This is a genomic window from Bacillus sp. V2I10 (assembly GCF_030817055.1).
Taxonomy (GTDB): Bacteria; Bacillota; Bacilli; order Bacillales; family Bacillaceae; genus Bacillus_P.
Genome location: NZ_JAUSYV010000001.1, coordinates 2748478 through 2761509, shown reverse-complemented (window position 1 = coordinate 2761509; position 13032 = coordinate 2748478). Strand labels below are relative to the sequence as shown.

The 13032-nt window shown below is 40.9% G+C and carries 11 protein-coding genes and 1 riboswitch; all 11 genes read right to left on the bottom strand.

What is annotated here, in order from left to right:
* Positions 1-135: 135 nt before the first annotated feature.
* Positions 136-1920, bottom strand: coding sequence for an IucA/IucC family protein (locus tag QFZ72_RS13855; protein WP_307434154.1), 1785 nt, complete (start codon positions 1918-1920; stop codon positions 136-138).
* A gap of 13 nt (positions 1921-1933) precedes the next feature.
* Complete coding sequence (locus QFZ72_RS13850) at positions 1934-3244, bottom strand: lysine N(6)-hydroxylase/L-ornithine N(5)-oxygenase family protein (RefSeq protein WP_307434152.1); 1311 nt, start codon at positions 3242-3244, stop codon at positions 1934-1936.
* Positions 3234-3785: a GNAT family N-acetyltransferase gene (locus tag QFZ72_RS13845; RefSeq protein WP_307434150.1), complete on the bottom strand. Its 552-nt coding sequence runs from the start codon at positions 3783-3785 to the stop codon at positions 3234-3236. Before QFZ72_RS13845 ends, QFZ72_RS13850 begins: the two co-directional genes overlap by 11 nt.
* The gene (locus QFZ72_RS13840; RefSeq protein ID WP_307434148.1) at positions 3782-5572 is read right to left on the bottom strand and encodes an IucA/IucC family protein; all 1791 of its coding nucleotides are present in this window, start codon (positions 5570-5572) and stop codon (positions 3782-3784) included. Before QFZ72_RS13840 ends, QFZ72_RS13845 begins: the two co-directional genes overlap by 4 nt.
* On the bottom strand, positions 5559-7085 hold the full coding sequence (locus QFZ72_RS13835; protein ID WP_373464537.1) for a pyridoxal phosphate-dependent decarboxylase family protein: 1527 nt from the start codon (positions 7083-7085) through the stop codon (positions 5559-5561). The genes QFZ72_RS13840 and QFZ72_RS13835 overlap by 14 nt, the downstream gene beginning before the upstream one ends.
* Before the next feature lie 3 nt (positions 7086-7088).
* Positions 7089-8441 (bottom strand): aspartate aminotransferase family protein, encoded by a 1353-nt coding sequence (locus tag QFZ72_RS13830; protein WP_307434145.1) that lies wholly within the window; start codon positions 8439-8441, stop codon positions 7089-7091.
* A 296-nt stretch (positions 8442-8737) separates the two neighbouring features.
* The gene (locus QFZ72_RS13825; protein ID WP_307434143.1) at positions 8738-9193 is read right to left on the bottom strand and encodes a GNAT family N-acetyltransferase; all 456 of its coding nucleotides are present in this window, start codon (positions 9191-9193) and stop codon (positions 8738-8740) included.
* Between the two features lie 267 nt (positions 9194-9460).
* Entirely contained in the window at positions 9461-10105 is a 645-nt protein-coding gene (gene thiE / locus QFZ72_RS13820) for a thiamine phosphate synthase (protein WP_307434141.1), read from the bottom strand.
* Positions 10095-10916: a bifunctional hydroxymethylpyrimidine kinase/phosphomethylpyrimidine kinase gene (gene thiD, locus QFZ72_RS13815; RefSeq protein WP_307434140.1), complete on the bottom strand. Its 822-nt coding sequence runs from the start codon at positions 10914-10916 to the stop codon at positions 10095-10097. The genes thiE and thiD overlap by 11 nt, the downstream gene beginning before the upstream one ends.
* The gene (gene thiM, locus QFZ72_RS13810; RefSeq protein ID WP_307434138.1) at positions 10903-11721 is read right to left on the bottom strand and encodes a hydroxyethylthiazole kinase; all 819 of its coding nucleotides are present in this window, start codon (positions 11719-11721) and stop codon (positions 10903-10905) included. Before thiM ends, thiD begins: the two co-directional genes overlap by 14 nt.
* A gap of 52 nt (positions 11722-11773) precedes the next feature.
* Positions 11774-11882: riboswitch (TPP riboswitch) on the bottom strand.
* Positions 11883-12387: 505 nt separating this feature from the next.
* Positions 12388-13011 (bottom strand): LysE family translocator, encoded by a 624-nt coding sequence (locus QFZ72_RS13805; protein WP_307434136.1) that lies wholly within the window; start codon positions 13009-13011, stop codon positions 12388-12390.
* Between the last annotated feature and the right edge of the window lie 21 nt (positions 13012-13032).

The following is a 13032-nucleotide window of genomic DNA, read 5'->3' as shown; positions in this document are numbered from 1 at the left end:
ATAGAAATTAAGTTGTTATAAGTGATTGTAATTGATATCTGAGCATTATTCAAGTTTTTATAATGATATGTAAGTATTATATGCAGGTTTATAAGGATTATGCACAAAAAAAAGAAGAGGCCGATATGGCCACTCCTAAACAGTAACGCGTTCTTCTATTGCTAACGGGTTTCTCACTTGTCCAAACTCTGAAGCATGCGGCCGGTCATCTCCGTCTCCATACCCATACTCAATCATCCGATTGCGGTTGAGACAGAGCTTTTTAAACGTTGGCCGCAGCAGGTCAAAGAGCAGAAAGCGTTCTTTCAGCTCCGGAAATTGAGCTTGATACGAGAGGATCGATTCCCTTAGCTTATTCCAAAATTTCGTTTCATCAAAGTCTGCTTTTCTATGCAGGATATCAGCTAAATACCTGAAATGGCAGACAAATAATCCAGTGAAAATAAATTGGCACAATCCTTCAGGCGCTTCACTCCTAAGCACGTTTTTAAGCTCAGCCGAAATGGCATTCAGCTCAGGAAGCGGCTGGTCGCTGATATTTACATCATCCACAAAATCTTTAACAGCCAGTCTGTGAGGTTTGGAGTCTTTTAAAATGACAACCGTATTTTGTCCATGGGGTGAAAAAACGGTTCCGTATTGATAAAGATAATGAAGCAGCGGCGGCAAGAGGACATCAAACAGCTGCTTCGTCCATTCTTCCACGCTGAGCCCGGACTTTTCTATCAATTCCAGTGTATACGATTTCCCGTCCTCCCCTTCATATAATAGGGCGGCAAGAGTAATGGCCTGTTCGCCTTCGTCTAAGAATGAGTATATACTTTCGCGCCAAATGACTCCAAGCATCTCCAAAAATTGATAAGGTGCTCCTTCTAGTTTAACGTAATCAGGATGATGGTAATTCATGCTCGCCACTTCTCCAGGAAGAATAACCCGGCATCTATCTCTCAGAAATGAATCGTTATCCCGGATTCCTTGAATATGTGCTGTAATTTCCGGAGCCAGCACCACCCGCTCAGCCGGCAGTCCCCTGTAGACAAGTGTATTCAAAATACTCATTGGCAGCTTTACATGATGCTTCTTCTTATGATTCATGTTGACAAATGTCCTGATAGACTGCTGCGGCAGGTATTGATCTTCTCCTCTGCCAAGGCAGATGATGCGCTGCTCAAATAGTTCTTCAGAAAACAGCGGAACAATTACGTGATTCCATTGCCAGTCGTGGACTGGCATAAAGAAAAAGTTTTGAGGCTGCAGTCCTTCATTTATTAATTTCACATTAAAATCTCTTTTTGCTGATTCCCCGATCTCACTTTCTATTAAACGTTCATACTCTACATCTTTGGTTGAATGGAACGTCCCCCACTCCTTTGAGACGGCAATCCAGACAAGCGTTGTCTGCTGCTTTTGTTCGGGGGCATATTGCAAATAGTCCGAATAGGAGAATCCAATACGCCCTTTGTTGTAGGTAATCCAGGGATGACCTGTCATCTCCCCTTCAAGCTCTGCATAGTCCATATCCGTTAAGTCTGCTGTTGACCTGTGTTGCTGATTTGCGATTATATGGGTATCAGCAAGTAACGTGCGTTTATATTCTTCTATTAAATAGGCAGCTGTAAAAGGTTTTATTTTAATTTCCTTTTGCAGTTCTAATAAAAACTCAATGGGGTTCACAGCTTCTGCCCATGAGCCATGTTTATTTGTTTCGATCGAATGCTCATCAACCCAATAACTGTCCATCAGCCTTTCTTCAGCAAGAAAGCGGTAGGATATTCCGCTGTCAAAGCTCAGAATATGTTTGCCATCCTTTTTTTCCGCCTGAATCATTTCTTCGTATAAAAACTCAGATATCATTTTAGCAAGCAGCCGTCTGCTCGCTTTCTTCCAATGGTCTGCATTCCACTTTTGTTCAACCGTCATCTCACTCACTCTCCTAAACTGTTTGTTTGCTGCGGACAAGATGGCCTGCACCAAAATGCTGAAAGACATTTTTTTCGGGAAGGTCAAACACTTTTCTGCAAGCAAGCTGATTGATAATCTTTGCATTCCGGTAAGCACCTAGTCCAAGATCCGGTGCTCCTACCCCATGAGTATGCATTTCTCCGTTTTGAATAAAGATTTTGTTTTCCCTTTTTTCCTCCAGCTCTATTTCATAGTCTTTTGAAATAACAGGACGATTATTGCTGTCCCATTTCATAAGATTTGATAAGTTTGCAAAAGCGCTTGGCCAAACTGTCTTATAGCCGGTTGCTGCGATGACGATATCCGAATGCAGGTTAAATGCTTCTCCCTGCTCCCATTGATGGCATTGCAGGTTTAAATCTGAACAAGTAATCTCTATATCAATAACTGCCGTTTTGGCCAGTAGCTGAACATCAGGCCTTTGTCCCGCAATCGTTCTTTCATATAAAAGATCATAGATTTCAGCAATTGTATCAGCACTTATTCCTTTATATAAGGAGTCCTGTTTTGGCACGATCGTATCCTTTAATGCCTGTGGAAGTCTGTAAAAGTACTCCGTATAGTCAGGCGAAAAATGCTCAAGTCCAAGCTTTGAATACTCCATCGGGAAAAATCCGTCCGTTCGTGTGAGCCAATTAAGTTGATAGCCTTGTTCATTTTGTTCCTTCAGCAGCTCAAGAAAAATCTCGGCCGCACTTTGACCAGAACCAATGACGGTGACAGCATCAGCATTTAAACTTTCTTTTTTCTTATGCAAAAATTGAGCAGAGTGAAAAAGACTTTCAGATTTTCCTTTCGCTGACCATTCTGGAATATTCGGAGCACTTCCCATGCCAAGGACCACATGCCGGGCAGTAAAGCGTTCCATTTCCCCAGTGCGAACATCTTCTACAAGAACTTCATAACCTTCAGCATGCTGCAAAACATCGGCAACTCTTTTTCCGAACCTGCAGCTTTCAAGTTCTTCAGCCACCCATTGCAGATAGTGATTATACTCTCTGCGCGGAATATGGAACGATTCAAGAAAGTAGAAATGGTAAAGTCTTTTTTGATGATGAAGATAATTCAGAAAGCTGTATTTGCTTATTGGATTGACCATTGAAACTGCGTCAGCCAAAAATGGCACCTGCAAGGTGGTCCCTTCCATTAAAAGTCCCTCATGCCAATTAAACTGGGGCTTTTGATCAAAAAAGAGCGCGTCCACATCTTTTACATCCTCAAGCAATGCTGCCATTCCAAGATTAAATGGTCCAAGTCCTACTCCTATTACGTCATAAATCATTCTTTAGCCCCCATTCGAAATCTTCTCTTTCACATATCATGAAGAGTGCTTTTTTATCAGGCAGCTGAATTTCCTTTTGCGGAAAGAATCCGCATTTTTTGAAAACATGAATCATTTTCTTATTTCGGCTGTCAGGCTCGGCGACTATCCTCTGTGTCCGCTCGTCAGTAAACATCTGTTTCATGATTTCACGGAGCATTGGCAGTGAAAGACCTTTACCAAGGTAAAAAGGATCACCAATCAGCAAATGAACACCCTGATCATAAGGCTCTGATGCATAATAATCTCCAATGATGTCAGCACTTGCCCAATACGTTTCCCAATAGCTCATTGCCTCTCCGTTCAGATGCCCGATCCACAGCGTTTGATGATCATCCGCCAAAAGTTTTTTCAGATGCTTCGTATATTGGCTGAACGGATAATCTTGATTCCAATAAGGAATAACGTGCGGTTCGTGATGCCACTTATGAAGCATGGCAGCATCTTTTTCAAAGTCGGCCTTTCGAAATGTTATAGATAAACCGGTCTCTAGCTGATTCATTTTGATGCAAAGACCTCCTTCTTTGTAAATAAAGGATTACGCACTTGAACATAAACAGACTGTGTTTCAAGCGGCCCAACCAGTTCATCTAAATCATGAAATCTAGTTAATAGATTCGCTTTGCAGGGCAAGGTCTTGTCTTCCAGCAGGGTTTTAAGCAAAAGCGATGGATGAGTTGCAGGAATGGACTGCTTTTCCAATTCCTCCCGAATAAGGTGAAGAAGATTTTTCTCATCTGCCAGGTTTGCCGTTCCAAAGGCATTCACAAGTCCGAATAAATGATTGAAAAAGAAATAATAGCGCAGCCGTTCATCTGCAACCGCATCTGAACATACCGTTTCACTTTTTAAACCGATTCCCGGAAGATACGAATTTAATTCATTCTTTTTGGATTCGCAAAAGTAAAATCCCTGATTATCTCTATAAAAAAATCGCGATGGATATCCATTTTCCAGCTGAACGACGCTGTTTTGCTGATGTGCTTCAAGCGCAATGCCTTTTTCAAAATAAAGCCACAGAATCGGCTTTAATGAAATCGCCAAATAGCGTTTCAGCCAGTCTTCGCTTATTTCTTCTGTTGACCGTTTTTCCTTTTTTGAAAGGTCACGAACGATGCTTGCAAGTCTTGACGATTGTGGCAGCATTCCGTCCTGACAAAGGGCAACAAGAGCTGTTGCTTGTTCCGCACTCCTTTTATAAAAAGGATTTTCCCTGAGAATGACTTCAAAACCTGACTCTTTCTGATCGTGCAGCTTTAATGTAATAAATGCAGGATCGTGAATGATATTAAAATCAGGAAATTGTTCAGATAACTCACTTCCAAGCTGTGTGTCCATCAATTCTTTCACTTCAGCTCCGCGTTCAAGTTCTTTTAATAGGTTCACCCGGACAGAATTTGTGATTTTGATGTTAAGTGAAAACTTCATCATAAAGGCAACATCTGGATGATAGACCGTTCGCAAGGATGAAGTTGCATAAAAAGCCTGTCCCTGCTGCCCTAGATTTTCAAGCATGCCTTCTTGAATGAATTCTTGAACAGCTGAGTCTTTCAGCAAATACTCTGCCTGCCACGGATGAATTGGAAGAAGTGCGTATTCATCCTTTCCTGCGTACTTCTCTTTAAACTCATCACTGATCTCCGGGTCATCCTTGACAAGCTGCTTTATAAGTTCAATTGCCGACTGTGGCATTGTTGACTTTGAATAGATAGACGCAGCATGAGCTCTAAAATAATGCAGCGGAAATGCTCCTTTTAATTCTGGTGAATACACCTTTATATCTGATTCTGTCATTCCCTGTCTGCTTTTTGGTGTCGGATGAAGCAAATGCCCAAATAAAAGGGACTGCTCTGCTGCAATAAAATCAAATGAGGTTTGATAAAGTTCTTCCTCATCATCTGAACGCTCTTCAAGAAATTGAGCCATGGATTCGCAGCTTTGTTTGACACGCAAAAGCAATTCTTCATCTTTTTCAGATGATGAATCATTTGCACCCAGTTCTTTCAGCGTTTTTTCAATGCATGTTATGTAATCGATTTCCTCACTATCACAGTACACTGGGCAGTCTAACAAGTGACGTCCTGTCTCAGATAGATAGCCTGCAGGGATATAAAGACTGGAATTTTGATGTTGTAAAATAACATGAATCCATTTGCCACTGTGCTTCTTTCTTAATTCTTCAGGTGCATCTGCACTTAGATTCCCGCTGTTTGTCTCCCGCAGAAAGCAATTTAAATAGCTTTGAAGAGTTGCTTTTTCAGCAAGAGCCATTGCTTCAAGTTTGTTCATACTGCAGCCTCCTTGTTTCATCTTCGCCAATTTCTTTCATTCTTCTTATGATTTTTTTAACATCAGCCATTTTTGTTAATGGATTCAAAAAGGTAAATTTCAGGCAGGCATCGCCGTCCACCTTTGTCCGGGCCATGATCACTTCTCCATTTTCCAGTAGAATTTCCCGAATTTGATAGTTTAGCTGATTGAGCTTCTCATGCGTGAGAAAGCCTGTCCCGATGTATCTGAAAACAACCGTGCTCAGTTCGGGCTGATGATAGACGCTGAACTCACGCTCTTTTTTCAGGAGCTCATACGTTTTCTGTGCTACAAGCAACGTGTGATCAATCATTTCTGCCCATTCCTCTTTTCGGACTAATTGAAATGAGAGAAAAGGCTTCAGTGCATCAAAGCGTCTGGTTGTCTGAATGGATTTGAAGACTAAATTCGGGATATCATCTTCCTCGTCTTCAATTGGATTCAAATAATCAGCATGATGCCTGATAAACGAAAATGACTCCCGATTTTTTACAAGAAAAGCTCCGCAGCTGATTGGCTGATAAAACATTTTATGAAAATCTACTGTAATGGAATCTGCTTTCTCTAAACCTCCGAGTTTATGCTTATGGGTATCTGTTAAGACAAGCCCGCCTCCATAAGCAGCATCTGCATGGAACCACAGGTCATGATCTTTAGCCAGGCTGCTCATTTCCTCCAGCGGATCGATGCTGCCAAAGTCTGTTGTACCTGCAGTGCCGATCAGCGCAAAAGGCAATTCCCCATTTTTTTTCAGATTGTGCAGGCATGCAGCCAAGTCTTCCATACACATGCGGTACTTTTCATCCGCTTTTACTAAAACAACAGAATCTTCACCTAAGCCTAATATCGAGGCTGCCTGCTGGACAGAAAAATGAGCGGCTTCTGAGCATAGAATTTTCAGACGATGCAGTTCTTTCGGAAGACCCTGCTTTTTAATATTCCATCCCCAAAACTTTAAGGCAGCGCGTTCCCTTGCAAGCAAGAGGCCCATTAAATTAGACTGCGTTCCGCCGCTTGTCATCACACCGTCTCCGTCTGGCAGATGGAACATCCCGCACAGCCCATTCATTACATACTGCTCAACCATTGTAGCTGCACCGCTTTGATCCCATGAATCCATCGATTGATTTAATCCGGAAATAACGGCTTCTGCCGCTAAACCCGTAATCATTGGCGGGCAGTGAAGATGTGCGGCAGTTGATGGATGGCTGACATGAATGGTATTTGAAGTGATGGTATCCGTAAGTTTTTCAAATACAGTTTGCTGATTTTGATTCATTTTTGGATGAAAGACCGGAAAATGTTGATCTAATTCTTTCTTCACATCAAAAGGAGTCATCCCGCTGTAGGGGTTTTGTGACATCATTATCCTTTTAACGGAGTTCATCGCATGAGTCATTTGGGTTTCATAATTTTTTAAACTTGATTCATAATTTGATAAAAACAAATGTTCAAAGGCTGTTTTTTCCTGAATGGCTGTCAAATGATCCACATCCTAAACTAAACTTGGGCTGAGTGTTCTTTCTGCAGCTTTAACAGAATCGAAGAATATATCACATACTGTGTCAAGCTGTTCTCTTGTAATTATCAGCGGCGGCAAGAAACGAACCACGCTGCCGAAGCGCCCTCCAAGCTCTAGGATAAGGCCCCGTTTGAAGCATTCCTGCTGAATAAGCTTCGCGAGCTTTGGATGAGCAGGATAACTTCCGATGGCATCTGCAGCCGCTGTTTTATCTACAATTTCAGCGCCAACCATCAGTCCTAATCCCCGAACATCTCCTATAGATGATACTTCTTGCTTCATCTGTTTCAAACGGAGCATTAAAAACTCTCCAAGCAGAGCTGTCTGTTCTTCAAGCTTTTCCTGCTTTATAAATTTCATTGTTGCTGTTCCGGCAGCAATCGCAATCTGATTTCCGCGGAATGTGCCTGAATGCGCTCCCGGTTCCCATTGATCAAGATCTTTATGATAGACAACAACCGCTAAAGGAAGGGTTCCGCCGATTGCTTTTGAAAGAACAACAACATCAGGATTGATGTCAGCATGTTCAAAGGCAAACATTTTTCCGGTGCGTCCAAATCCAGTCTGCACTTCATCGATAATGAGAGGAATTTGCTGTTCTTTAGTAATATTCCGTACTTGTCTCACCCATTCATCAGGAGCTGGAATGGCGCCTCCCTCCCCTTGCACGATTTCCATGACCATGCCTGCGGGCTTCACAATACCGGATTCAGGATCGTTTAGAGTGCGCTCAATAAATGTAGAGCCGATTGCCGCCCCGTCGTCTCCCCCAATGCCAAATGGGCAGCGGTATGAATATGGATAAGGAAGAAAGTGTACGTCTGACATTAAATTGGGTATTTTGCTTTTAGGACCAAGGTTTCCCATTAGACTAAGAGAGCCATTTGTCATGCCGTGATATCCGCCTTGGAAAGAAAGCATGCCGCCTCTGCCGGTTGCTGTTTTCACGAGCTTCATAGCGGCCTCAACAGCATCTGATCCTGATGGTCCGCAAAATTGGATTTTTGCATGTTCAGCAAATTTTTTCGGAAGAGCGTCAAACAGTTCCTCCACAAACTCCTCTTTCATTGGTGTAGTAATATCCAGCGTATGAAGCGGACGCTTGCCTTTTATCACATTTTCCATCGCTTCTATAACAACAGGATGATTATGTCCAAGTGCAAGAGTACCTGCTCCTGCCAAGCAATCTATGTAGGTTTTATTCTCAACATCCTTCACATAAATCCCTTCTGCCTCACTGATCGCGATTGGAATTCTGCGCGGATAAGATCTTGCATTTGATTCTCTCTTACGCTGGCTGCTTAAATAAAATTCATTTGTTAGCATGAACAATCACCTTTCTTTTTTGAAAATAATTATCATTCTCATTTAAAAAAATTAAAAATTTTTTCTCAGCAAAATTTTAAGCTGGTTTGAAATTCATATACGTTTTCTATATGATTCAGCTCCTTACTGTCTTGTCAGTGAATATACATGAATATTAATTGAAAATGATTATCAATGTCAATGACTTCTGAAAAATCAGTCATTCCTTCCTATGCATTTTCTAAAAACAAGAATGAATTCTAGCACATCATACCTATTCTTCCTTTCCATTTATTCACAAAAAAAAAGAACAGAATTTAATCTGTTCTCCATTTTTCAAGTACAGTGATACTTACTCCAGGCGCAACTTCAATCTCTCCTGTTTTCATAAATTTAAATGATTGATAAAGTGTTATGGCCGGGATATTTTTTGTGCCAGTAGATACTTTTACTCTATTATTTGTATTCTGTTTTAAAAAATAATCAAGCAAAGTTGAAGCGATCCCTAATCGAAAATAATTTGGATGTATGACTAGTCTGCAAATATTCAGAGTCTCTGCATCCCTTTCATAAGATAGAACTCCGCGTATTTCATTATCGATTATGCAGCCTATAAAGGTTTCTTCTGAATCAGCTATGTCTTTTGCTGTTTCTTTAAGCTGGGGGATATCTCTGAACCCTATCAAATCAGCTTCAATTTGGTAGGCTGGGATTTGAATTCTCAGAATTTTTTCTGCTGTGCTGTATTCTTTGTGGTTTAAGTGCTTAATCATTTAACCCGCTCCAATTTACATAATATTATTATAAAAAATTTAGGGAACTTCTTCATTTTATATTCTATGTCTTTTCCCAGGATCCTTCTGAACCGTCTTAATATTCCAGTACTCTAGTATTCATGAGAAATTTACAGAAGATCCATACTAGATTTAATGTTTCGGAATCGGAAAAGAAATCGAGCTGGATCGCCGTTAAAAAATCCAAACAATAAGAAAACGTGCAAATGATCATCATGATTTGCACGTTTTCTATTACTCTCCTATTCAAGATACAGATTTCTTCAAAGCAGTCGCGCTTTTATAGACATCTTCAGCAAGACTTATCGATGTAATCACCGAGACCCCGTCAGCACCTGCTTCAATAACTGCACGCGCATTTTCAGCTGTAATGCCTCCAATTCCTACAATCGGAATCAAAATGCCGCAGTTTCTTACTTCTTCAAGAAGAGAAGTCCCCTTAACAGGTTCTGCATCTGTTTTTGTAAGCGTAGGGTAAATTGGCCCTGCTCCGATATAATCGGCTCCATCATCGATAGCCTTCTCTACTTCTGCAAGGGTATGGGCTGAGACACCAACTATTTTTCCCTCGCCTAAAATCTTTCTTACAGTTCGGGCATCTTCATCATCCTGCCCGATATGAACTCCATCTGCATTTAGTGCAAGAGCAAGTTCTATGTCATCATTTATGATAAATGGTATTCCATGGTTCTTACAAAGTTTCTGCAGTTTTCTTGCCAGGTCCTTTTTTTCGCTTCCTGTTAAAGCATCTGTTCCTTTTTCCCGGAACTGAAACATGGATATGCCTCCATTTATTGCTTGGAACAGGACTTTTTCAGGGTCTTCCGTACAGTTTGTGCTGCCCATAATAAAATAAAGCTGAAGTTTCGCACGAACTTCCTCATTCCACATGCAAAGGTCCCCTTTTTTTCTTTTGATAAGCCCAATGATTTGTAGGTCCATGGCCCTGTCCTAATTTAAGATCTTCTTTTATCGCTTCCCGGATGAATGCAACGGCGGTTTCTGCCGAATTATAAATTGACTTTCCTTTTGCGATCTCGGCTGTGATGGCAGCTGCGAAGGTACAGCCTGTTCCGTGCGTATTTTTTGTATGAATACGTTCACTTGTAAAATAGCTGAACTCTGTTCCATCAAATAACAAATCTACTAACTGTTCCTCGTTTTCAGCATGTCCCCCCTTAACCACAACATTTTTCACGCCGAAAGAGTGCAGGATTTTGGCTGCAGTCTGACGATCATCGAGATTGTGAATGGTTAAACCCGTCAGCACTTCAGCTTCTGGAATGTTAGGAGTAACGACCAAAGCAAGCGGCAGCAAATGATTTTTCAATGCTTCCACTGCTTCATCCTGCAATAATGAAGCACCGCCTTTGGCTATCATGACGGGATCTACAATCACTTTGCTCCAATTGAACCTCTTTATTTGTTCAGAGACTGCTTCAATAATTTCACTATTAAATAGCATACCGGTTTTAATGGCATCAGCTCCAAAGTCTGAGCCAATCGCTTCAATCTGCTGCATAACCGCGTCTGAAGTTAATGGAAATACACCATGCACCCCTAGTGTGTTTTGAGCGGTTACCGCTGTAATGGCAGACATTCCATATACATTCAATTCCTGAAACGTTTTTAAATCCGCTTGAATTCCTGCTCCCCCGCCGCTGTCAGAGCCTGCAATCGTCAGTGCTTTAGAGATTGACATGGTAAACCTCCTCAAGTGCAGAAAGTTTTTGAATATCATCTGCTGAAATGTTATAAAGCTTGTTTAAAAACTCGATTTGAAAGCTTCCGGGGCCTTCAATTCCTTCAGCTGCAAGTTCGGCAGCACTCCCGTAAACCGCTAATGCTGCAGCAGAAGCACGAACATAGTCTTTTTCAACCGCGCAAAATGCGCCGATAACAGAGGTGAGCAAGCAGCCTGCACCTGTTACTTTTGTTAGAAGAGAATGACCATTTTTGCATATATATGTTGTTTCTCCATCTGAAACAATATCTTGTTTTCCTGTAATGACCGCAATCGTGTTTAACTGCTTTGCAGCTTTTACAGCAAGTGCGATTAAGTCTCCTTTGCCGTCACCGGAGTCGACTCCTTTTATCGACCAGCTCTCACCAACGACATTTGCCACTTCAGCCGCATTCCCTCTAACTGCAGCGATGTCCAGTTCCCTTACGATTATTTGCGCCGTTTCTGTACGGTATTTTGTTGCGCCTGCACCAACTGGATCAAAAATGACTGGCACGCCATGCTTATTGGCAGATTTCCCTGCAAGCAGCATCGCTTCTACATTTTCTTCGTTTAAGGTACCAATATTTAATACAAGTGCCCCTGCAATTTTCGCCATATCCGCTACTTCTTCCTTGGCGTAAGCCATTACCGGCGATGCTCCGATTGCTAACAGGCCATTTGCTGTAAAATTCGTTACCACAACATTTGTAATATTGTGCACCAATGGTTTTTCTTTTCTTAATTTTTCTAGAATCGCATCAATCGTTTTAGGTTCCAGCATTTTTTTCCCTCCCAAAAAATAAAGAGCACTCTGCCGCGGCAAAGTGCTCATATGTATCCCTGAATCACATCCCTGCGCTGGCATTATCCAACAGGTTCATTCGGTCTACGGCAGATAGCCGTACTCTCAGCCTGATTCCACAAGCTCCCGCTTTCATTATTTTATTTTTTATTTTATGATTCAAAGTCTACTCTTCTGGCACTTAATTTGCAACCTTTAAGCAGATGTTTTCGCATTCATCACTTTTGTTTTTATCAATAAAATTAAAATAAGCAGGATTGGAATGCCAAACTGAAATGGCAAATGAATGTACAAAGGCAAGTCCATTTTTTAAATGCTCTTTAATATTCTGAGCAATGAAAAAAGTCGTGAGAAAGGCAATAGACATGACACAATATATAATCTTATCTGATTTGACAGAAGAAGGAAATTCCTTTAGTTGATACATAAAAAAACACGACGACTTTTATAAATCCTACAATGAAGAAATAATCAAAGATAAATCTCCAGATGCTGAAAAAAATCCATTAAATTAATTATTTCAATTGATTTAATGAGCGGAAATGTAAAAAATGCATTGGTTCTTTGGTACCTATTGTGCTAAAAGTATTTTTCAGCAAGCCAGATGTGCAGCCAAACATAAAAAAGACACCGTAAATGATGTCTTTACTTTCTTTCTATTGCTAATTTAATGCCAAATCCAATGAGTACTGCTCCGGTTATGCCTTCCATCCACTTTTGTACAGCAGGCTTTTTCATGAAAGCACTCAATTGATGAATCAAGTATATATAAATAATAAACCAAATAAATGTAAGAATTGTGTACGTTAATCCCATAATCATAAACTGTGTAAAAGTATTCGATCCCGGCTCCAAAAATTGCGGCAAAAAGGTTAAAAAGAAAACAGCTACCTTAGGGTTTAGGAGATTTGTCAAAAATCCCTGCCTGTAACAGTTGACTTGCTTTGCTTCAGGCTTTTGTTCTTCTCTATCTTGTATTCTGCCCGGTTTTTTTAAAGTCCATAAAGATTTAAGTCCTAAATAAATGAGGTAGCAAGCTCCCGCGTACTTTAGGATTGAAAAAAGAAAAGCTGATTTGACAATAAGTGCTGATAAACCTAATACAGCTGCAAAAGTATGAATTAAAAGTGCTGTCAAAGTCCCGAACACTGTTTTCATTCCTCCTGCCCTCCCGCCAGTAATAGTATTCTTAGTAGCGATGGCTGTATCAGGTCCAGGCAATAAAATTAATAAAATAGACATGATGATAAATAATGATAAGTGCTCCAAGGTTATTCCCTCCATAGGCTG

What these genes read in the sequence shown, in the direction of transcription:
- QFZ72_RS13855 (WP_307434154.1), bottom strand. Translation starts at nt 1,920, where the DNA reads ATGACGGTTGAACAAAAGTGGAATGCAGACCATTGGAAGAAAGCGAGC.
- QFZ72_RS13850 (WP_307434152.1), bottom strand. Translation starts at nt 3,244, where the DNA reads ATGATTTATGACGTAATAGGAGTAGGACTTGGACCATTTAATCTTGGA.
- QFZ72_RS13845 (WP_307434150.1), bottom strand. Translation starts at nt 3,785, where the DNA reads ATGAATCAGCTAGAGACCGGTTTATCTATAACATTTCGAAAGGCCGAC.
- QFZ72_RS13840 (WP_307434148.1), bottom strand. Translation starts at nt 5,572, where the DNA reads ATGAACAAACTTGAAGCAATGGCTCTTGCTGAAAAAGCAACTCTTCAA.
- QFZ72_RS13830 (WP_307434145.1), bottom strand. Translation starts at nt 8,441, where the DNA reads ATGCTAACAAATGAATTTTATTTAAGCAGCCAGCGTAAGAGAGAATCA.
- QFZ72_RS13825 (WP_307434143.1), bottom strand. Translation starts at nt 9,193, where the DNA reads ATGATTAAGCACTTAAACCACAAAGAATACAGCACAGCAGAAAAAATT.
- thiE (WP_307434141.1), bottom strand. Translation starts at nt 10,105, where the DNA reads ATGTGGAATGAGGAAGTTCGTGCGAAACTTCAGCTTTATTTTATTATG.
- thiD (WP_307434140.1), bottom strand. Translation starts at nt 10,916, where the DNA reads ATGTCAATCTCTAAAGCACTGACGATTGCAGGCTCTGACAGCGGCGGG.
- thiM (WP_307434138.1), bottom strand. Translation starts at nt 11,721, where the DNA reads ATGCTGGAACCTAAAACGATTGATGCGATTCTAGAAAAATTAAGAAAA.